The organism is Bacillus sp. WC2507, assembly GCF_052656125.1.
The window spans coordinates 529,165-549,726 of the sequence record NZ_JBQXPN010000001.1; the positions used below are offsets into that span (position 1 = coordinate 529,165).

19 protein-coding genes are annotated in these 20,562 nt (G+C 37.1%); 11 read left to right on the top strand and 8 right to left on the bottom strand.

Annotation, left to right across the window (positions count from 1 at the left end):
* The first annotated feature begins 5 nt into the window (after positions 1-5).
* From ACUN28_RS02830 to ACUN28_RS02860, 7 genes are all read left to right on the top strand, one after another.
* Complete coding sequence (locus tag ACUN28_RS02830) at positions 6-1,340, top strand: MFS transporter (protein ID WP_097817036.1); 1,335 nt, start codon at positions 6-8, stop codon at positions 1,338-1,340.
* 239 nt (positions 1,341-1,579) lie between these two features.
* Positions 1,580-2,773: an efflux RND transporter periplasmic adaptor subunit gene (locus tag ACUN28_RS02835; RefSeq protein WP_061679381.1), complete on the top strand. Its 1,194-nt coding sequence runs from the start codon at positions 1,580-1,582 to the stop codon at positions 2,771-2,773.
* Positions 2,770-3,450, top strand: a complete 681-nt coding sequence (locus ACUN28_RS02840; RefSeq protein WP_000631628.1) for an ABC transporter ATP-binding protein — start codon at positions 2,770-2,772, stop codon at positions 3,448-3,450. The genes ACUN28_RS02835 and ACUN28_RS02840 overlap by 4 nt, the downstream gene beginning before the upstream one ends.
* Positions 3,447-4,649: an ABC transporter permease gene (locus ACUN28_RS02845; protein WP_064460100.1), complete on the top strand. Its 1,203-nt coding sequence runs from the start codon at positions 3,447-3,449 to the stop codon at positions 4,647-4,649. The genes ACUN28_RS02840 and ACUN28_RS02845 overlap by 4 nt, the downstream gene beginning before the upstream one ends.
* 115 nt (positions 4,650-4,764) lie before the next feature.
* The gene (locus ACUN28_RS02850) at positions 4,765-5,463 is read left to right on the top strand and encodes a Yip1 family protein (RefSeq protein WP_016085523.1); all 699 of its coding nucleotides are present in this window, start codon (positions 4,765-4,767) and stop codon (positions 5,461-5,463) included.
* Positions 5,464-5,479: 16 nt separating this feature from the next.
* Positions 5,480-6,160, top strand: a complete 681-nt coding sequence (locus tag ACUN28_RS02855) for a Yip1 family protein (RefSeq protein ID WP_016136056.1) — start codon at positions 5,480-5,482, stop codon at positions 6,158-6,160.
* Between the two features lie 218 nt (positions 6,161-6,378).
* Positions 6,379-6,849, top strand: coding sequence for a sigma-70 family RNA polymerase sigma factor (locus ACUN28_RS02860; RefSeq protein WP_088084587.1), 471 nt, complete (start codon positions 6,379-6,381; stop codon positions 6,847-6,849).
* 55 nt (positions 6,850-6,904) lie between these two features.
* Here the strand turns inward: ACUN28_RS02860 and ACUN28_RS02865 are convergent, their stop codons facing one another.
* On the bottom strand, positions 6,905-7,411 hold the full coding sequence (locus tag ACUN28_RS02865) for a competence protein ComK (protein WP_088084586.1): 507 nt from the start codon (positions 7,409-7,411) through the stop codon (positions 6,905-6,907).
* Positions 7,412-7,605: 194 nt separating this feature from the next.
* Between ACUN28_RS02865 and ACUN28_RS02870 the strand changes: the two genes are divergently transcribed.
* Together ACUN28_RS02870 and ACUN28_RS02875 are read left to right on the top strand one after the other, a co-directional pair.
* Positions 7,606-8,004 carry a DUF4359 domain-containing protein gene (locus tag ACUN28_RS02870; protein ID WP_445423345.1) on the top strand — a complete coding sequence of 133 codons (399 nt, stop codon included), beginning with the start codon at positions 7,606-7,608 and terminating at the stop codon, positions 8,002-8,004.
* A gap of 109 nt (positions 8,005-8,113) precedes the next feature.
* Positions 8,114-9,576 (top strand): IS1182 family transposase gene (locus ACUN28_RS02875; protein WP_445423346.1). Its coding sequence is split into 2 segments (ribosomal slippage): positions 8,114-8,675 and positions 8,675-9,576, totalling 1,464 coding nucleotides; the frame shifts between segments, so codons are not numbered across the junction.
* 36 nt (positions 9,577-9,612) lie between these two features.
* Here the strand turns inward: ACUN28_RS02875 and ACUN28_RS02880 are convergent.
* A complete protein-coding gene (locus tag ACUN28_RS02880) occupies positions 9,613-9,828 on the bottom strand; it encodes a DUF2922 domain-containing protein (RefSeq protein WP_098646329.1) in 216 nt (71 codons plus the stop codon).
* A 103-nt stretch (positions 9,829-9,931) separates the two neighbouring features.
* On the bottom strand, positions 9,932-10,156 hold the full coding sequence (locus ACUN28_RS02885; RefSeq protein ID WP_000257706.1) for a DUF1659 domain-containing protein: 225 nt from the start codon (positions 10,154-10,156) through the stop codon (positions 9,932-9,934).
* 110 nt (positions 10,157-10,266) lie between these two features.
* Between ACUN28_RS02885 and ACUN28_RS02890 the strand changes: the two genes are divergently transcribed.
* The gene (locus tag ACUN28_RS02890) at positions 10,267-10,752 is read left to right on the top strand and encodes a VanZ family protein (RefSeq protein WP_071758490.1); all 486 of its coding nucleotides are present in this window, start codon (positions 10,267-10,269) and stop codon (positions 10,750-10,752) included.
* Positions 10,753-10,773: 21 nt separating this feature from the next.
* Here the strand turns inward: ACUN28_RS02890 and ACUN28_RS02895 are convergent.
* The 5 genes from ACUN28_RS02895 to ACUN28_RS02915 form a co-directional block, all read right to left on the bottom strand.
* A protein-coding gene (locus ACUN28_RS02895; protein WP_445423347.1) for an IS1182 family transposase occupies positions 10,774-12,236 on the bottom strand; the annotation gives its coding sequence in 2 pieces (ribosomal slippage) (positions 10,774-11,675 and positions 11,675-12,236; 1,464 coding nt in all).
* A 134-nt stretch (positions 12,237-12,370) separates the two neighbouring features.
* Positions 12,371-15,127, bottom strand: coding sequence for a DEAD/DEAH box helicase (locus tag ACUN28_RS02900; protein WP_098561175.1), 2,757 nt, complete (start codon positions 15,125-15,127; stop codon positions 12,371-12,373).
* Entirely contained in the window at positions 15,111-16,730 is a 1,620-nt protein-coding gene (locus ACUN28_RS02905) for an SWIM zinc finger family protein (protein ID WP_445423348.1), read from the bottom strand. The genes ACUN28_RS02900 and ACUN28_RS02905 overlap by 17 nt, the downstream gene beginning before the upstream one ends.
* 199 nt (positions 16,731-16,929) lie before the next feature.
* Entirely contained in the window at positions 16,930-17,232 is a 303-nt protein-coding gene (locus ACUN28_RS02910) for a DUF3910 family protein (protein ID WP_098646331.1), read from the bottom strand.
* A gap of 79 nt (positions 17,233-17,311) precedes the next feature.
* A complete protein-coding gene (locus ACUN28_RS02915) occupies positions 17,312-18,184 on the bottom strand; it encodes a cell wall-binding protein EntA (RefSeq protein WP_098646332.1) in 873 nt (290 codons plus the stop codon).
* 664 nt (positions 18,185-18,848) lie between these two features.
* Here ACUN28_RS02915 and opuD point away from each other — a divergent pair.
* Positions 18,849-20,366 carry a glycine betaine transporter OpuD gene (gene opuD, locus ACUN28_RS02920; RefSeq protein WP_142324656.1) on the top strand — a complete coding sequence of 506 codons (1,518 nt, stop codon included), beginning with the start codon at positions 18,849-18,851 and terminating at the stop codon, positions 20,364-20,366.
* Positions 20,367-20,562 lie beyond the last annotated feature (196 nt).

Genomic DNA, 20,562 nt, shown 5'->3' on the forward strand with positions numbered 1-20,562 from the left:
AATATATGTTTAAATGGCTTAAGCCAGCACCTGCAATTGAGAGATTGCCAGCGGATATGATCGACCGTGTATATCGATTACTACGTATCCGTGTATTGATGGGAATTTCAGTTGGGTATGCTGCTTATTATTTAGTTCGTAGTAACTTTACGTTATCTAGTACGTATTTAGTACAAGAATATGGGTTTAGTACAGCTGAAATTGGACTACTAGGTTCAATCATGGCAATTGTTTATGGATTTAGTAAGTTCTTTATGGGGAATTTGTCAGATAAAGCTTTCGCCCAGCGCTTTATCGCAGTCGGTTTATTCTTATCAGGGCTTGTAAATATTTGTTTCGGTTTTGCATCGTCATTTGGAATGATTGTTACATTACTTGTTCTAAATGGTATTGTACAAGGTATGGGAGCACCACCTTGTAGTATCGTTATGACGAAATGGTTCTCAAAGAAAGAACGTGGTACGAAAACAGGTATTTGGAATATTTCACATAACGTTGGCGGAATGCTTGTGCCACCACTTGTCGGAATTGGTGTAGCTATTTTTGGTGAAAATCATTGGCAAGGCGGCGTATTTATTTTCCCTGCGATTATCGCAATGGTAATTTCAGTTCTTGTTTGGATTAATGCGAAGGATACACCAGAATCAGAAGGTCTTCCTCCAATTGATGAGTATCGTAATGACTATGAAAATCTTGAAAAAGCAGATCATGCTAACAAGATGTCACCAAAAGAAATTTTAATGAAATATGTAGTAAAGAATAAATTTGTTTGGTTCTTATGTATTGCGAATGCATTTGTGTATTTAATTCGCTTCGGTGTTATTAACTGGGTTCCACTTTATTTAACGACAGTTAAAGGTTTCTCAAAAAATGAAGCACATGCGGCATACGCAATCTTTGAAGGTATGGCAATTCCAAGTTCATTAATCGTTGGTCTTTTAAGTGATAAATTATTTAAAGGAAAACGTATGCCATTATGTATCATTAGTATGGTCGGAGTTGTTATTGGTACGTTTGTATATTGGCAAGCAACTAGCATACTTGTTGTAAGTATTGCAGTTTCTATTATCGGTTGTTTAATTTATGTACCACAGTTCTTAATCGGTTTAAGTGCGATGGAATTAGTACCGAAATTTGCAGTAGGTACGACAGTTGGTATGTGTGGTCTGTTCGGTTATGTAGGCGGAAGTCTTGTAGCAAACGCAGCAATCGGTGTTATTGTTGATCGTTCTGGCTGGGACGGTTGCTTCATCTTACTATTAACAGGTGCAGTTTTATCAACAATCTTCTTGTTCATCGTTCAACGTGGACATGAGAGAAACGCTCCTAAAGCTGCATAATATTTTGTTCGAAAAGCTATCCAATTATCATGTTGGATGGCTTTTCTTATATTAATATAATCTTTCCTTAAATCTATCTTAAAAGACAATATGTCATATTTCTAATCATTGGAATTTTTGTTACAATATAAATGGATGTGTAAAACTTTGTAAAAAGAATGTAATAATATGTAATCTGTTTTCAGAAAGTTTTATACAATTTTTATATTAAACTATTAAGTTATAAAGGGAGCGAGAAAATGATACCAAATACGGTTCGTACTCCAAACAAGAAGAAGAAGTGGATTATTATCGGGGTTATTGCACTAATTGTTATTGTAGCAGCAGTTAATATTTTTATTATGCAAGGCAAGAAGAAAGGAGCATCAACATCTGCTGATGCTGTGAGCTTTGAGAAGGTAACGGAGCGAAAGCTTAATAATACGAAATTAATTTCTGGTCAGGTAAAACCAGGTAATATTGAAAGTTTCTATGCGGATCCGACTAAAGGAAAAGTGAAAGATATTGCAGTGAAAGAAGGACAAGAGGTAGAGAAAGGTACGAAGTTATTCTCTTATGATAATGAAGAGATTAACTTGCAAATGAAGCAAGCTGAGCTTGATCAGAAGATGGCGGACATGCGTTATGATCAAGGAAAGAAGAAAATTGATTCGTTGAAGAAAGAAATTAAGAAGGCAAAGGATAGCGGAGCTGGGAAAGAAGTAACGGATCCGATGGACGAGCAAGTAAGTGAGTTAGAGATGGCGCAAAAGACAACTGATCTTGAGAAAGAAAAAGGGAAGTTGCAGAAAGAAGAATTAAGTAAAAAGCAGAAAGAGCTTACGATTTATAGTAATTTTACTGGTGTCGTTCAAAAGTTAGATAAAGATGCGGCGCAAAGTTCATCTCAAGCGTTAGGTGGTCAAGGGAAAGCATTTTTACAAGTGGCGTCTAAAGATCCATTCCAAGTGCAAGGGACGTTAACTGAGCTTCAGAAGTCACAAATTCAACCAGATCAAACATTTACTGTTACTGCGAAAGCAAATAGTAAGAAGAAGTGGACAGGTAAGATTACAGAAGTAAGTGAATTCCCAACGAGTGCAGAGATGGCTCAAGCAGGCGGTATGGGGGAAGCGACTCAGAATATGTCCCAATATACATATAAAGCAAGTCTTGATAGTCAAGATGGTTTATCTCCAGGTTATCACGTTTCTCTGCAAGTAAATTTAGAGAATAAGACGATGATTGCTGTTCCAACTAAGAGCATTGTAGAAAAAGACGATGATGCATTTGTTTATGTTGAGGATAAAGGAAAGCTTCGTAAACAAAATGTGAAAAAAGGTTCTACTGATGGAGACTGGACAGAAATTACTGAAGGCGTAACAGTGGGGCAAAAGGTGGTTAAAAATCCTTCCGACGATGTGTATGACGGAATGGAAGTGAAAGAGAAATGATTACGTTAAATAATATTGCTAAAACGTATTATCAAGGGAAATTAGCAGTACCGATTTTGCACGGTATTAGTTTGACGATTCAAAGTGGTGAGTTCGTTTCGATTATGGGACCGTCTGGTTCTGGTAAATCAACGCTTATGAATATTATCGGTTGTTTAGATCGTCCAACAGAAGGCGAATATATGCTGAATGATGTGAATATCTTAACAGCAGACGAGTCAAAGCTTGCTTTAATTCGTAATGAATATATTGGCTTTGTGTTTCAGCACTTTAATTTGCTGCCGCGTCTTTCAGCAGTAGAAAATGTTGAACTTCCGCTCGTATACGGTGGTGTGAAGAAAGCAGAGCGCCGCCAAAGGGCTCTAGAAGCGCTTGGTAAAGTCGGTTTGTCAGATAGGGTTCACCATTTGCCGAATGAATTATCAGGTGGACAGAAGCAGCGTGTAGCGATTGCAAGATCGATTGCGAATAATCCAACGTTCATTATGGCCGATGAGCCGACTGGTGCGCTTGATACGAAGTCTGGTGAGCAAGTTATGGATATTTTCACGAAGCTTAATGCAGAAGGTACGACAATTGTTATGGTTACGCATGAAGAGGAAGTAGCAGCGTATTCTTCCCGCCGCATTGTACTGCGAGATGGGAAAATTACAGAAGATAGAAGGTGTGCGGTATGAGTTTACTAGATAGTATAAAAATTGCCCTATCTTCTATTTTAGCTCATAAACTGCGTTCAGCTCTTACGATGCTCGGTATTATTATCGGCGTTGGTTCTATTATTACTGTCGTCGCAATTGGGCAAGGCGGGGAAGCGATGCTGAAGTCGAAATTCGCGGGTTCTGGTGGTAATAATCTTATGCCAATTCAATTTAAAGCAGATATTAATGATGAGTTTGCTATGGGCGGATTTCAAATACCGAAGTTAACGGAAGAGGATATTTTGGAAGTAAAACAAGTGAAAGATGTTTCACACGTTATTACGACAAACCAGAATTCAGAGGTGCTTGATGTAAATGATAAAAAAGCAAATCTGAATGTTATTGGGCTTGATAATGAATATTTTGCGGTTAATAAAGTAAAGGTCGTAAAGGGACGTACTTTAAGTGAATCAGATATTACTCATGCAAATAATGTTGTGATGGTTAGTACAAAGACAGAGGAAACATTATTTAAGGATGTAAACCCAGTTGGACAAATTATTGAGATGAAGGGACAGCCAATGCAAATTATTGGTGTGTATAAATCTGATAATGAGTTTATGGGATTTGAAATGGAAGAAGCGTTAATCCCTCTTACGTTATGGCCTGTTTTATACGGAACAGATGATATTCAAAATATCGCAATTCAAGCTAAAAATGTAGATGACTTAGAAGCAGCAGGAAAAAAAGCTGTTGATGTATTAAATAGTCGTAAGCCAAGTGAAATTCCAGGTAAATATGAACTGGTGAATTTAAAAGAATTCCAAGAAAATGTTTCTAAAGTAACTGGTATTATGACGATGATCATCGGCGGTATTGCAGGTATTTCATTAGTCGTTGGTGGTATCGGTGTTATGAATATTATGCTCGTATCTGTAACGGAGCGTACACGCGAAATTGGGATACGTAAAGCACTTGGAGCAACGCGTAGTAAAATTTTATTACAGTTTTTAATTGAAGCAGTTATGTTAACACTTCTAGGTGGTTTAATTGGAATTGGTCTTGGATATGGCGGAGCATATATCGTTTCTACATTCGCAAAATGGCCACCACTCGTTTCATGGGAAGTTGTCGTTGGCGGCGTATTATTCTCGATGACACTTGGTATTATTTTCGGATTAATTCCAGCGAATAAAGCTGCGAAATTAGATCCAATTGAAGCATTACGTTATGAGTAAGTAATAGTGTAGTAGAACTACACACTACCGTTCTAGTGGGCGGTTCGTAGCCTCTATGTGAGAGGAAGTGAACCGCCCGTTAGAACGGGTTATATAAATAGAAGGAGGCGTTATAGTGGAAGCGAATTTGAATACGCAAAAAGCTGGCGGAGAGAAGCCATCATTGTTCGGAATGATTACTTCTCCTGGTTTACAGTTTGAGAGAATGAAGATGAGCGAGAAAGTTTGGGGTATGTTCTTCTTCGTTGCATTGTTGCAAGGGCTTGTAGGTAGTTTAAACGCGTATGTTACATACACATCGCCTGAGATGATTAAAATGCAAAAGGAACTAGGTGCACTTGCAGATCAGAGCTCACTCGTATCAAATGTGATTTCTGGTACGATATGGGGAGCAGTAGGTGCTATGCTAGTAACGTTCGTTATTGCGGCTATTTATAAAGTGTTTATGATGTTTTATGGGAATGATACTTCTTATAAAAAAATAGTAACAATTATTGTATATGCGAACATTGTTGTTATTATTGGTGGACTTATTAATGGTGTTATAGCTTTAATTTTAGGTGCTGGACCAACTGCGTATACAAGTTTAGGACCACTATTCGATCAAGGTTCACTTGCATATGGAATTGGTAATACGATTGAATTGTTTTATTTATGGAATTTAGTTTTAATTTGGTTAGGATTACAGATTACAGCTGGATTAAGTAAAGTGCAAGCAGCAATTCCAATTATCATTTTATTCATTATTAAAGCAGCATTTTTAGCAGCAATTGTTATGATAGTGTCAGCATTTTTACCAAATATGCCAGTGTAAATAAGGAGGCATTATAATGGAGACGAATATTAATACGCAAGATGTTAGTACGAAAAAGCCGTCGTTGTTTGGGATGATCACTTCTCCTGGTTTACAATTTGAGAGAATGAAGACAAAAAGTCCGGTTTGGGGAGCATTTATCTTATTTGTTCTACTTGGAACGGTTACAGCAGCTGCGGTATTTTATTTATCAGTGGTTAATACCCCAGAAGTGGCAAAAGAATTGAATGGCCCAGATGGGCAGATGATAAAATGGTTTGCACTTGGTGGCGGAGCACTTTTTGGTTTATTCGGAACACCTATCGGCCTCTTTATTGCAGCAGGTTTTTATAAAGTGATTATGATGTTAATGGGAAATGATACTCCCTACATGAAGATATTATCTATTTATATATACGCTAATCTTGTTTTCTACATTGGTGGATTGTTAAATGTAGGATTAGCTTTCATTTTCGATGGTAATGGAACGGATACTTATACAAGTTTAGCTCCTTTATTTGAAAAAGGGACAGTTTTAAACGGCATTGCTTCTTCAATTGAAATTTTTAATATTTGGAGTTTAATTTTAACAGGGTTAGGATTACATATTGTGGCAGGTTTAAGTAAGAAAAAAGCGACAATTTTAATTGTAATTTTCTTTATTCTAACAATAGGGTTAGGTTTTTTAAAGGGTTTAGCAAACAGTTTTGGCGCATAATATATTTTTATGAAAAGGTGACTCTCTCGAGAGTCACCTTTTTTATTTTTACCCTTATTTCAAATACCATCAGCAGAATTTCAAATTCTACTTCATGTAATTTCAAATTTCGGCGGTAGTATTTGAAATTACTCACAGTGAAATCGCTTCTTTATTTTTATATTGTGGAGGTACCGGCGGAATAACAAAGAGGTATACCTTTAAGAAGTGGGTACTGTGTGAAACCAGCAACTTTTACAGAGACCGTTGTTTTGTATGAAGGGATGATTGTAAATCAAATAAAGAAATTAGGTATTCGTCAAGATTATGAAGAGTATTATCAATGTGGTTTAATTGGTCTTTGGCATGCGTATGAAAGATTTGATGCGGAGAAGGGGTGTTTCCCTGCATATGCACTTGTAACGGTGCGTGGTTACATGTTAGAAAGATTGAAGAAAGAATCCGCTGTGCAAGAAAAGTGTGTATGTGTAGGAGAGTATGAGGATATCTTTCATTTTGAAGATATTGAAATGAGAGCAAAGGATTTTATGAGTGTATTAGATGAGAAGGAGAAGTACATTATTTTCGAACGTTTTTTTGTAGGGAAGACGATGGGGGAGATCGCTAGCGAGATGGAAATGACTTATTATCAAGTGAGGTGGGTGTATCGGCAAGCACTTGAGAAAATGCGAAATAGCTTAAGAGGATAAATATTATCATAAGAATGGAAGGCAAGAGATATTGCTTTCCATTCTACTAATTCTGTTACGGTAGTAAATGTAATAAGAGGTTTTTAAATTGTAGTGAATCTTGCATGTTCATACGTGATAATACGTATCCAGCTTTTAATACTTGTTGTTTTAGCTTATGGGGACTGATATGTATGGTTGTAGTAGTGCCATTTGAAAAATGAATGGTAGCTTTTTTACTCTGTTTGAAAAATTCTATGTCATCTATATGATTATAAAATAGCCATATACAGTTTGGAGAAGAAGGAGATTCTGTCGGGAAAGCACAAATATATTCTCTATGATTAATTGGAATTGGAACATTTTGTTTGAATTTAAAGTTTGTTTGGACTGCATTACGTCTGCCTTGATAAGTAGAATGCACATTGGTTAGACAAGATTGCTTGATGAGTTGGAGAGCAGTTTGACAGGAGTAAAGATGGTTCCCACTACTGTCGATAATTTTAGTGCGATAATAAGGGTGCTTGTATGGTTCGAGCATCATTGTAGAATTAGAAATAATAATATCATTTTCTTCATTCATAAATTTGATTCCCCTTTTTAAAATGATAATAATTCTAAATATAATTATATACGAATTAAGTAAATTGATTGTTAATATTCTGTTTCATATTGTAAATTTTGGCTATTCGTTTACAATCAATAGATGACAGTCTTTCTAATTTGCATCGCTTGTACATATATATGAAAATAGAAAAGAGTAGGCGGTGAGATAGTATGAAGAAAAGGTATATTATTATGGCTCTAGTTGTTGTTCTTCTAGTATATTTAGCAAATAGTAACCCGAGTAAAGGAGAATATACGGACTGGGCAGCGAAGCAGTTTATGAAACGTAATGATGTGAGTAAGAAGCTAGACGAAGTTCAAAAAGAAAATGAAGAGGGCCTTCTTGGCGATTTAGCATCGGCTGGTAAGAAGTTGGCGAAAAAATATGTTGAGCCACAAGTTGGATTATTAATCGAGAATTATACAAAGCGAAATGATTATATTTTCTTCTCAACATATACGACCGAGTTTGATATAGGTGGAGAACACTATAAATATGTATGCGTCGGTTTTTCAAAAATCTTTATTCCGATTGAAATACCGAAGAAAAAAGACGAATCTGCAAAATGATGCAGATTCGTCAGGCTGTGGAGAAAGTCTTCTCTACAGCCTATTTTTGTGTCTGAACCTCTTTTTATGTGTCAACACTGATAAAAAAGAGGAAAAGGAGCGATTTTTTATGATGGGTGCTTTAAAAAATCATCGTGATGAGCGTGTATCTGTTTCTGTAGAAGAGTTGGTTCCGCAAGATCATTTCCTTCGTGCAATTGAAGCGACAATTAGTTTTGACTTTATTGAGGAGAAGTTACGCCCGTATTACTGTGAAAATAATGGGCGTCCCTCAATCCATCCTATTGTTTTATTTAAGATGATGTTTATTGGATATTTTTATGGTATTCGTTCTGAACGTCAATTAGAAAAGGAGATTAAAACGAATATTGCCTACCGTTGGTTTTTAGGGTTTTCTCTATCAGATACTATCCCAGATCATTCTACAATTAGTTGGAATCGTCGTACCCGTTTTATTCATACAAATATTTTTGAAGAAATTTTTGATGAGATTGTGAGGCAAGCGACGGAGCACCGGATGGTGGGAGGACGTGCGCTGATGACAGATTCTACACATATTAAGGCCAATGCTAATAAAAATAAATTTGTACATAAATATAAAAAAGAAAAGGCAAAGTTTTATATAGATGAACTAGAAGCTGCGGTAATCGAAGATCGTGAGGGACACGGAAAAAAGAATTAAAACCTAGAAAGGAAAGTGATACCCCTACTAAAAAAACTCGTATAAGTACTACGGATCCAGATAGTGGATTTTTAATGAGAGATGGAAAACCGAACGGTTTTCATTTCTTAGATCATCGTACGACTGATGCGAAGTACAATATCATTACAGATACCTATATAACGGCTGGAAATACGGCAGATTCCGAGCCGTATTTAGCACGTCTACAAGCCCAAATTGATAAATTTGGATTTGAAGTGGAAGCTGTCGCTCTTGATGCGGGTTATTTTACAGGTTATATCTGTAAGAAGTTATCAGAAAGAAATATATTTATGGTGATGGGGTATCGCCGATTTGGAAAGAGAAATAAAGAAGTACCGAAAAGCCAATTTAAATATGTAGAAGAAATGAATGCATTTGCTTGTCCGATGGGATGTATTTTAGAGTATGCGACAACGGATCGCGAAGGATATCGTCAATATAAATCGAATCCAGAAGACTGCGCTGTTTGTCCGTTACGTGAGGTGTGCTTTTCAAAGAAACAAAAACAAAAAGTTATCACTCATCATATATGGGAGAAATATAAGGATATCGCTAGAAAAAACAAACCAACAGCTACAGGGAAAAAGTTGTATAAAGTACGCTGTTCAACTATAGAGCGAAGCTTTGCGGACGCCAAAGAACTCCATGGCTATCGATATGCTCGGTTTCGGGGACTGAAGTCTGTCCAAATGCAGGCTTATCTCACCGCAGCTTGTCAAAACATGAAAAAAATAGCCCTCCACCTGACCAAAAAGGGTCTGGTGGAGGGCTATTTTTCTAAATTCTATTATTTTATGGTTTTTTCATTCGCTAAAATCAAAAAAGATTCCAGAGCGTTGGGAACCCTAAAGGGTTTCCCAACACTCTGACGAATCTGCAAAATGATGCAGATTCGTCTTTTTCATTTATAGAGTAATGGGAACTTCAGATACATTCCTTTCTACGAGACGGGCTCCTTTTTTTCGAGTATTTTCATTCATTGATGAAAATACAGATGAGGCAAGGATGGTATCCATTACTTGATTTACAACTTGTGCATCGATAGGTGTGATGGGTTTCTCGATAGAAAAGACAACTGTTTTTCCATCTTCTTTCGCAAAAATTAATTCTAGTACTTGCATGAGTTATTTCCTCCTTTTTATTTATCCTGTTATATAAGGGTAGGGCGAATGGTGTTGGTTAATAATCAGGGGGATGAACATCCCCACTGATAAAAGTTTCATCTTATAGACTAGAAAGATCTGATGTGCTAACAAGTTGTACAGCATGAAGTGGTGATGCTTGTAAGGAAGCGAGAGCACGTGCTACGTTTTGTACTTGCTCTAAGTTTGCGTTTGTTTTCACACGCTTAAATTGTTTGTTCTTGAAAACAGTTTTTCCGTTCTTATCTAATCCATTGTTTAAGACAAGACGTAAAGTTAAGTCCATTACGATTGTTTCGACTGCCATGTTTATCACCCCCTTTCACTTTATAAATAGGGTGCAAATGTCATGTTTTGGCGTGAAATTTATTCTTTTTTTTGGTACGCTTAAAAGACTAAGAGAGGGGTTTCGGAAGAATGAATCGTAAATGGTTATTTTGGATTCCTGTTTTACTATGGATGGGGTTGATTTTCTATTCCTCGGCACAACCATATAAAAAGCAGGATATGCGTTCGGATATTGAACAATATGTAAATGTTGAGTTTGTGAAAGAGCATTTCTCGTGGGTATCTATCGATTATGGCGGTGGTACACCTGTGAGCATTGCAAATAAAGGTGTAGGCGGATTTATTGAGTTTTTCCTTCGTAAAGGTGCCCATTTTATGGTTTTCTTTATGCTCGGTTCATTGACGTATTACGCTTTTCATCGATCGGGTTATTCGAGAAAACGATGTTTCATATACGCTCTCCTTTTCGTTGCGGGATATGCAACATTTGATGAAATTCATCAATGGACTACGGGAGACCGTACACCGATGTGGCAAGATTCATTACTGGATACGTGCGGCGGATTAACAGGGATTATAATAAGTAATTGGTTTTGGAATAGAAAAAGGAGCTAATCTTTTGAGATTAGCTCCTTTTCAGAGTGTTGGGAAACCCTTTAGGGTTCCCAACGCTCTGGAATCTTTTTTGATTTTAGCGAATGAAAAAACCATAAAATAATAGAATTTAGAAAAATAGCCCTCCACCAGACCCTTTTTGGTCAGGTGGAGGGCTATTTTTTTCATGTTTTGACAAGCTGCGGTGAGATAAGCCTGCATTTGGACAGACTTCAGTCCCCGAAACCGAGCATATCGATAGCCATGGAGTTCTTTGGCGTCCGCAAAGCTTCGCTCTATAGTTGAACAGCGTACTTTATACAACTTTTTCCCTGTAGCTGTTAGTTTGTTTTTTCTAGCGATATCCTTATATTTCTCCCATATATGATGAGTGATAACTTTTTGTTTTTGTTTCTTTGAAAAGCACACCTCACGTAACGGACAAACAGCGCAGTCTTCTGGATTCGATTTATATTGACGATATCCTTCGCGATCCGTTGTCGCATACTCTAAAATACATCCCATCGGACAAGCAAATGCATTCATTTCTTCTACATATTTAAATTGGCTTTTCGGTACTTCTTTATTTCTCTTTCCAAATCGGCGATACCCCATCACCATAAATATATTTCTTTCTGATAACTTCTTACAGATATAACCTGTAAAATAACCCGCATCAAGAGCGACAGCTTCCACTTCAAATCCAAATTTATCAATTTGGGCTTGTAGACGTGCTAAATACGGCTCGGAATCTGCCGTATTTCCAGCCGTTATATAGGTATCTGTAATGATATTGTACTTCGCATCAGTCGTACGATGATCTAAGAAATGAAAACCGTTCGGTTTTCCATCTCTCATTAAAAATCCACTATCTGGATCCGTAGTACTTATACGAGTTTTTTTAGTAGGGGTATCACTTTCCTTTCTAGGTTTTAATTCTTTTTTCCGTGTCCCTCACGATCTTCGATTACCGCAGCTTCTAGTTCATCTATATAAAACTTTGCCTTTTCTTTTTTATATTTATGTACAAATTTATTTTTATTAGCATTGGCCTTAATATGTGTAGAATCTGTCATCAGCGCACGTCCTCCCACCATCCGGTGCTCCGTCGCTTGCCTCACAATCTCATCAAAAATTTCTTCAAAAATATTTGTATGAATAAAACGGGTACGACGATTCCAACTAATTGTAGAATGATCTGGGATAGTATCTGATAGAGAAAACCCTAAAAACCAACGGTAGGCAATATTCGTTTTAATCTCCTTTTCTAATTGACGTTCAGAACGAATACCATAAAAATATCCAATAAACATCATCTTAAATAAAACAATAGGATGGATTGAGGGACGCCCATTATTTTCACAGTAATACGGGCGTAACTTCTCCTCAATAAAGTCAAAACTAATTGTCGCTTCAATTGCACGAAGGAAATGATCTTGCGGAACCAACTCTTCTACAGAAACAGATACACGCTCATCACGATGATTTTTTAAAGCACCCATCATAAAAAATCGCTCCTTTTCCTCTTTTTTATCAGTGTTGACACATAAAAAGAGGTTCAGACACAAAAATAGGCTGTAGAGAAGACTTTCTCCACAGCCTGAAAAGGAGCTAATCTTTTGAGATTAGCTCCTTTTGTTTATACACCAAGTAGTTCTTTTAATTCATCTGTAGATAATTCGGTCATCCAACTATCGCTTGTAATGACAGCGTTGTTTAGTGATTGTTTTCTCTCTAACATTTCATCAATTTTCTCTTCGAGTGTCCCCGTTGTAATGAGCTTATGAACGTGAACGAAGCGTTTTTGACCAATACGATATGCACGGTCTGTTGCTTGGTTTTCTACAGCTGGATTCCACCAACGGTCGTAGTGAATGACATGGTTGGCAGCAGTTAAGTTTAAGCCAGTTCCACCTGCTTTTAACGATAAGATGAAAATGTCATACGTTCCGTTTTGGAACTGCTCGATCATTTTGTCCCTTTCTTTCTTCGGGACACTACCGTTTAAGAAGAGGACGCGCTGACCGAATTTTTCTTCTAGCGCATGTTTCAGCATGTTCCCCATGCCAATGTATTGTGTAAAGATTAAGCAACTTTCATTTTGGTCTTTTATATTTTCAATGAGTTCCATTAGCGTGCTCGTTTTCATGGAACGTTCAATGATGTCTTTTGGTTCTGTTTCTTTTAAATAAAGAGCGGGATGGTTACAAATTTGTTTGAGCTTGTTCAGCATGAGTAATATAAATCCGCGGCGCTCAATCCCGCTTAATCCTTCTACATTTTGCAACGTATCTTGAACAAGTTGTTCATATAAGGAAGCTTGTTCACCAGTAAGTGGACAGTAAGCTTTCTGTTCTTGTTTATCTGGTAAGTTTAATGCGACTGTTTGATCTTTCTTCGTTCGGCGCAGTAAAAATGGTGAGATAAAACGTTGAACTTGTTGGATTTTTCCTTCGTCACGGTCCTTTTCGATCGGTGAGACGAAGCGGCGCTGGAATTGTCCTAAGCTACCGAGGTATCCATGATTAATGAAGTCGAAAATAGACCAAAGCTCGGCAAGTCGGTTTTCCATCGGTGTCCCGGTTAAAGCGATTTTGTGATTAGCTTGCAAGTTTCGTACTGCTTTTGACTGTTTCGTATGTGGGTTTTTAATATTTTGTGCTTCATCCAAAATAACAGCATCCCAGCATAACGTACTAAGTTCTTCTTCATCAAGCTGAGCTAATGCATAAGATGTTAATACAATATCTGCTGATTGAAGGAAGTCTTTAAATGATTCGCCTTTCGCTCGGTTACTTCCATAGTGTAATTGAACACGTAAATTTGGTGCGAAACGCTCAAATTCTTTTTGCCAATTTCCAAGAACGGATGTCGGTGCCACGATTAAAGCAGGGCCTGTTTTGAGCTTGTTCTCTTTTATATATAGTAAGTAAGTGATCGTTTGAATGCTTTTTCCAAGTCCCATGTCGTCAGCTAATAATGCTCCGAATCCAAGCTTTCTTAAATATAATAACCACTCAATGCCATGTTGTTGATATGGACGGAGTGTTGCGTTTAGTGAAGAAGGGACATCTACTTTTGGAATATCTCCAATGTGTAATAGTTTTTGGAATAGCTCTTCATAATATCCATCTAGTTCGATTTCAATATCGGTAAAGGGACTATCCTCTTCTACAACTTCTGTTTCAGCAGTGTTTGATAAATGTTGCTGAAGGACATCTTTCATTTCTAGTCCATACTTATCAGCACGGTTCATTAGTTTTCGTACTTCTTCAATAAAGGCTGGATCCAGTCTCATCCATTGACCATTTATATTGAATAACCGTTTGTTTTGTTCAACGAGTTCAAAAAATTCGCTTTCTGATAAATCAATGCCGTTCGTTGAAATGCGCCAGTCAAAATTAACAAGCGTATTCATGCCGAAGAAAGATTGCGTTTGCGTGGCATTTTGCTTCAGTTGTACACGTAATTTTGGTTTTGTTGCTTTTAAATTTTGCCACCATGATGGTAGTAAAATCGTAATACCTGCGGCGAGTAATTCGTTACTTGCTTCTGTTAAGAAGTTCCACGCTTCTGTTTCAAAGAGTTCACTTCGGAACGTATCATCTTCTTTTAACCACGGTACGAGTTTACTGAAGCCTTCTTGTGTTTCAAGAATACGCTCTTCATAATCGTGCCATCGTTTTGGTAAAGAATCGATACTTTCATATACATATATGCGATGCGCTCCGCGCTTTGGTGTAACAACTGTCTCAAGCTTCCACATTTCAAATTCTTCTTGCGGCTCTTGTAGTCGTAGTCCGATTGTAAAGGGAAGGTCATCTTCAATGTAACCAATTTTTCTAAGCCAATCTTCTTCATGTAGTGCTGCATCCAATTGTCTTTTCGTAAAGTCGTAATGTTCATAAAGTCTCTTTGCATCTTCCCATCCGTCGTTTGAACGGTTATCTTGTAATATGCTTTCATTTACCGCTGACGAGAAAAGAGATGCTAATGTGTCATCTTCAATTGGTGTATGTTGTACTTTCCAAGATGGTTGCTGAGACCAACGCTCCATATCAGGTACGAAGCTACCGCTGACGAAGGCATCCCATAATTCGTTCGCATCTTTCGTAAGTGCTGTAATAGGGCCGTTCATTTGAATATGGGAAAAGGAGTTCATTGGTTTATTAGCGATGTATTCAAATGCTTGTGCATTTGTTAGCATAACACCTTGTTTTCCTTCAAAGGTTGCTTCTTTTAGAAACGTGCCGTAGAAAGAAGTAGAGTGCCATGTAAACGCATTTCGTTTCCAACTTGTTACGGATAATGGAGTACCGCTGTCATCTTCTCCCCAAAGGAACCAACCTTGACTAACGTGCTGGAGCCTAATTGTTACTTCAGTTTGATTGATCATCGATTAATTTTCCTTTCCGTAATTCCTCTTGTAGTGCACGTAGACGTGAATGTAAGTTTGCGATATGAATAATGAAAGCATCCCATTCATCGGTACGCTTTAATCGTTTATATAATGTACGTAATTTCTTTAAGTAACGAACTGCACGTCTATATGATTTGCGATTTCGTTCTTCAATGGCCTCTACGGCAGCAAGATGATAAAGAGGAAGTGCTGCTTCTGGTGCTTCCTTTTCAATATCTTTCAGCGGCTCTTTCAACAGCTCAATTGCTTCAAATCCATGTAAGAGCTGAAGTTCTGCCCATGTACGATATTGCTTTTTCGCGAGTACGTACTGCTCATAGTTTGCGAAACTATATGGTAATAGCTCTTGCAAAATCATTTCGAGTCCAGCTTGTTCATTTGTATGGGTTGCATACGTTTCATACATGATGACAAATAAGCGAACGATATCTTTTATGAAAATCGTATTTTCGTGCTCATATATCGTTTTCTTCACTTGTTTATACGTAAAGGAAAGCCAGTTTTTCGCACGATCCCACTTCATTGTATTTAATAGCTCTTCTAACCAATAGAAGTATAGACTTACAACAGAAGCAGGCTGTTTTTTTAGTAAATCCATTGCTAATAGGTCTTCGTCATTTAAAAAGAGTAGATGAGAAGATGCTAATGCTTTGGAAAGTGGATTGATTTTCGTATCGATTCGTTTTTCTTCTTCTTGCAGTTGCTCTTTATTGTGTAAGAGTTCACTCCATATGTGACGATAAATAAAATATCTCTCTTGCGTATAAGCGTCAGTGGAGAAGAATACTTCGTGAACGAGACGAGCTGTTTCTTGCAAAATTGATTCAGACTCTGAAGGAATCGCTTCTGATTGTAAGTCCCGAACGATGGATTCCACTTTATCTACAAATAGGCGAACGACATTAACAGGCTGGTGATAAGAATACGTTTTATTTGCTTCAAAGTCCTGAATTTCTTCTAATAATTTTTGAAAGCAATAAAGCGCTGCATGTAGCCTGAACAGCTCATGTATCGCAACGATACGCGGAGCTTTCCGTTCGAGTTTCGTATAGAAGTCTGTAAAAATACTCATAAGAAAATACATTTGTTTATAAGTAAGCCGAGCTTGTTCTTTTTTAAATGATTCATATTCGTTGTCAAAATACGATTGCCAACTTTTATAATCCGTTTCTTCAAAAGATGATGATTGCAATACTTGTCTTGCAGTTCGAATAGGAGGAAGAGAAGGTTTCGTATTATTTTTAAATAAAGTTAATACATCTCCTACTTGCCCGAAACTAGATGCTGCAGATAGTAACACAGCGAGCATATGCTCACATTGCGTTGGTGCGAAGCAATCGCAATAGCTTTCAGCGACGTTACGAATCGGGATATGGACGCTATATACGCTGCCTTCAGCATCTACAGTTCCTGATAGTGTATAACCATCAAAGTCAACGTTGTAGACAACACCACTACGATATAGGTGCCGAGCTGTAGCGACATGTTCCTGATCAGCTGTTTGCTGTGGATCTAGTCCTTGAACGAACTCATTCGCAATCATCATAATTTCATCTTTCGTAATTGAGTGTTGCAGCATAATATTCCTCCGTACACATATTTCTTTCCTTTACCATTATAAACAAAAAATGCTCAAAACAGAAAAAATGAAATTTGGATTATCATATTGTAACTGTGAATGGAAAGATGTTGTAAATAATATGTTGAAATTAGGGCAAGTATATGGTTTGACTTGCTAATAAAAAAACTATCTCTATAATTGAGATAGTTTTTTTCGATTAGAAGCGCGTTTCCTTTAATATTGCTTGTACATACGGATCACGTAATATTTGTTCGATCATTGGCAACATATTTTGTTCGAATGGAATGTCGATAGGAAATGGCTTTTGTGAGCCGGGTTTGATCCCATATTGGACAACTTTGTAATGTGTATTTTCTTCAGAATGGAGCACAATTAATTTATACCGATTGTCATCGCCGGCGAGTGAAAAGTCAATAGAAGTAGCGTCATATGTGACTTCATCTTTGTATATATATGGTTTGGGTGTACCGATCCAGTCTACTTTTGCTTGTATATTCATGAGTGTAACCTCCTTTATATGTATTATAAAAAAATAAAAGCCAGCTCTCAATAAAGAGAACTGGCTTAGCAGTCATTGGTTATTTTAAAATTTTCACTTTAACAGTTTTGCGACCCCATTTTTGAGCAGCACTATCTGATCCAAGTAGAATGTCGATACGGTTACCTTTAATTGCACCGCCAGTATCTCCAGCGATAGCTTCTCCGTAACCTTCTACCCATACTTTAGATCCTAATGGGATTACTTTCGGGTCAACAGCGATCATTTTCATGTTTGGGTTCGCTGTTAAGTCATGACCCATTGCAGTTAATACACGGCCGCCATATGTGCCACCGTTTTCGCTCGGATGAGCTGTATATGCTGTAGCTACAACTGTTAACTCACGACCATTAGAAGGTTCGCTAGTTTCAGCAGCTTTCACAGCAGGCTTAGCAGCTGGTTTTGATTGTGCTGCAGGTGCTTTAGCTGGTGCTACAGTTTTAGCAGGAGCAGGTTGTTCTTGTTTCTCAATAACAGGCGCTGTACCTGTTAAGAAAGGAACGTGAACATAAGCTGTTTTCCCGTTATATTCAAATTGTAACCACTCATTTTGTACTTGGTTCGTTGTTTCGATCATATCGTCTTTCTTTAACGTTCCAAGAATTTCTGAGTTTGTGTTCGCTTCAGCACGTACGTTTAATACGTTAGCTGTTACGTAGTAGATGCTTTTTGTGAACTCTGCACTTACGAATGTGTCTTTACCATCTAAAGTGATTTTTGACCATCCGTTCTCTGTATTTTGAACATCTATTTTATTACCGTTTAGTAATTTACCGACAACTTTTGATTCAGTAGTAGGGTTTTCGCGCACATTTAGTACGTCTGTTGTTACAACAGTTTCTGCATTAGCAGAAGATGTGAAAATCCCAAGACCAAAAACTGCTGCTGTTGCTATTCCAATTAATTTTTTCATGATAGCCTCCATTGCGTTTGTTTTCGTGTCCTCATTATAGCAACAGATTTTTTCGGATTTGGGGAAAACACACAATTACAAACCATTCGTAATCAGTCGTTAACATCTTGTAATATAGCTAGAAATGTAAGAAAGCGTTTTTCATTCTGTGTGATTATTAGGTTTCTGGTTATATTCAAAATATTTAATACAACATATTTTTTTCGGCGTAAATAAAAATATTACAGGAGTGTTACATGATGATTACTATACAGTTACATTCCTTGAGTATTTTACCGTTTTATGGGTAATATAGTTATATAAACATAAACATTTTGTTTGTGAAACTATAAACACGTGCTATATACTAGCAAAAAAACCGCATAATTGTTACAAAAAGAAAGGGTTGTAAGGAAGAAATTTGCCCTTTTTTACATCTGTAACACATCCTTTTTTGGGAAAACACATTCCCATCCGCATTTTTCTCACACAATTTGACAGCAGTATTTCGATCTTGTAGCTCTTGCAGAGTGAAAAGGTTATACGGAAGGTAAGGCTGTCCATAAGAATTCAAATTGGTGAAGGTGAAAGTAAGAAAATCACCGTAAAAATCATAGTTTTCTATCCGATTTTACATATCGGAATTTATGTTATTTATAAAAGTAAACCTACGAAGGGGGATTTGATGAGGAAACTAACGAAAACATTTATTATCTCATTAACATTATGTATTGCATTCACAATTTGGGGGATTATTCCCGAATCTATTATTGGAAAAGGTAGCTTAGGAAATGTAACAACCGCAATTCAAACTGCGTTGGTTAGTAAGTTTGGATGGTTCTATATTATTTCTGTTTCTATTATTTTAGGTGTGTCTATCTTTTTAATTGTTTCGAAATACGGTTCTATTCGTTTAGGTAAAGATGATGACGAACCTGATTATAGTTATATGACATGGTTTGCTATGCTATTTAGCGCTGGTATGGGTATCGGCTTAGTCTTTTGGGGTGTTGCCGAACCATTAAACCATTTGTACGCACCTCCGTTTGGAGAAGGTGCAACTGAGGAAAGTGCGCGACTTGCACTACGTTTTTCATTTTTCCATTGGGGATTACATCCTTGGGGACTATATGCGTTTGTAGCGTTATGTATTGCTTACTTTACTTTTAGAAAAGGAAAAGCAAGTACAATCAGTGCGACAGTAGGTCCGTTGTTTAAAGGCGGGGAACATGGGCGTATTGCTCATTCATTTGATGTGTTAGCTGTTTTCGCGACGGTGTTTGGCGTTGCGACATCATTAGGTCTTGGTGCGAAACAGATTGCAGGTGGTGTTAGTTATTTAACATCTATCCCGAATTCATTAACGACACAGTTAGTTATTATTGCAATCGTAACCGTTCTTTTCATGTTATCCGCGCAGACAGGTCTTGATAAAGGAATAAAATATTTAAGTAATACGAACATTATTTTGGCATTTGCACTTATGATAATTGTATTATTTGCAGGTCCAACAAACTTTATTATGAATTACTTCACTTCAACGATTGGTTCTTATATTCAGGAATTACCAAGTATGAGTTTCCGTTTAAGTCCATTAGATGAAGGCGGAAATCAATGGATTCAATCATGGACAATTTTCTATTGGGCATGGTGGATTGCATGGTCACCATTCGTAGGTACATTTATTGCGCGTGTTTCACGAGGACGTACCATTCGTGAGTTTGTTATCGGTGTGTTACTCGTGCCGACTGTAATCGGTGCGCTTTGGTTCTCTGTTTTCGGCGGGACTGGTATTCATATGGAGCTGTTTGGTGATGCACATATCTTTGAAAAAGTGAAAGAGATGGGAACAGAAGTAGGATTATTCGCTATGTTTGATCAGATGGGCAGCTTTGGATCAGCTTTATCGGTGTTAGGTATTTTACTTATTGCAACATTCTTTATTACATCTGCAGATTCTGCAACATTTGTTTTAGGGATGTTAACGACACATGGTAGTTTAAATCCACCAAACCGTATTAAAATGATTTGGGGTATCGTTCTAGCTGCGATAGCTTCTACCTTATTATATATCGGCGGATTAGAAGCCTTGCAAACGGCAGCTATCATTGCGGCATTCCCATTCGTCTTCGTTATTTTCTTTATGATGGCAGCATTGTTTAAAGAGTTACAAAAAGAAGGACGTATGAAGCATCATAAATAATAGAAGGAAAAGAGCTGATTTCATATCAGCTCTTTTTTATATAGAAGGGATTTGAACTGCAAGTAAGGGAAATAAAATACTTAACTATATAAGTAGTATGCCTTTTATATGAAGAAAAAATGATGTATTTCGACAATATTCGATATTCTACAAATTCTATTCATATTTTTGACAAAAAATTGTCGGAAATGTGTTG

Excerpts from the sequence above, each read along its gene's own strand:
- ACUN28_RS02830 (WP_097817036.1), top strand. The coding sequence starts at position 6 with ATGTTTAAATGGCTTAAGCCAGCACCTGCAATTGAGAGATTGCCAGCG.
- ACUN28_RS02835 (WP_061679381.1), top strand. The coding sequence starts at position 1,580 with ATGATACCAAATACGGTTCGTACTCCAAACAAGAAGAAGAAGTGGATT.
- ACUN28_RS02840 (WP_000631628.1), top strand. The coding sequence starts at position 2,770 with ATGATTACGTTAAATAATATTGCTAAAACGTATTATCAAGGGAAATTA.
- ACUN28_RS02845 (WP_064460100.1), top strand. The coding sequence starts at position 3,447 with ATGAGTTTACTAGATAGTATAAAAATTGCCCTATCTTCTATTTTAGCT.
- ACUN28_RS02855 (WP_016136056.1), top strand. The coding sequence starts at position 5,480 with ATGGAGACGAATATTAATACGCAAGATGTTAGTACGAAAAAGCCGTCG.
- ACUN28_RS02865 (WP_088084586.1), bottom strand. The coding sequence starts at position 7,411 with ATGAATGAAGAAAATGATATTATTATTTCTAATTCTACAATGATGCTC.
- ACUN28_RS02870 (WP_445423345.1), top strand. The coding sequence starts at position 7,606 with ATGAAGAAAAGGTATATTATTATGGCTCTAGTTGTTGTTCTTCTAGTA.
- ACUN28_RS02880 (WP_098646329.1), bottom strand. The coding sequence starts at position 9,828 with ATGCAAGTACTAGAATTAATTTTTGCGAAAGAAGATGGAAAAACAGTT.
- ACUN28_RS02885 (WP_000257706.1), bottom strand. The coding sequence starts at position 10,156 with ATGGCAGTCGAAACAATCGTAATGGACTTAACTTTACGTCTTGTCTTA.
- ACUN28_RS02890 (WP_071758490.1), top strand. The coding sequence starts at position 10,267 with ATGAATCGTAAATGGTTATTTTGGATTCCTGTTTTACTATGGATGGGG.
- ACUN28_RS02900 (WP_098561175.1), bottom strand. The coding sequence starts at position 15,127 with ATGATCAATCAAACTGAAGTAACAATTAGGCTCCAGCACGTTAGTCAA.
- ACUN28_RS02905 (WP_445423348.1), bottom strand. The coding sequence starts at position 16,730 with ATGCTGCAACACTCAATTACGAAAGATGAAATTATGATGATTGCGAAT.
- ACUN28_RS02910 (WP_098646331.1), bottom strand. The coding sequence starts at position 17,232 with ATGAATATACAAGCAAAAGTAGACTGGATCGGTACACCCAAACCATAT.
- ACUN28_RS02915 (WP_098646332.1), bottom strand. The coding sequence starts at position 18,184 with ATGAAAAAATTAATTGGAATAGCAACAGCAGCAGTTTTTGGTCTTGGG.
- opuD (WP_142324656.1), top strand. The coding sequence starts at position 18,849 with ATGAGGAAACTAACGAAAACATTTATTATCTCATTAACATTATGTATT.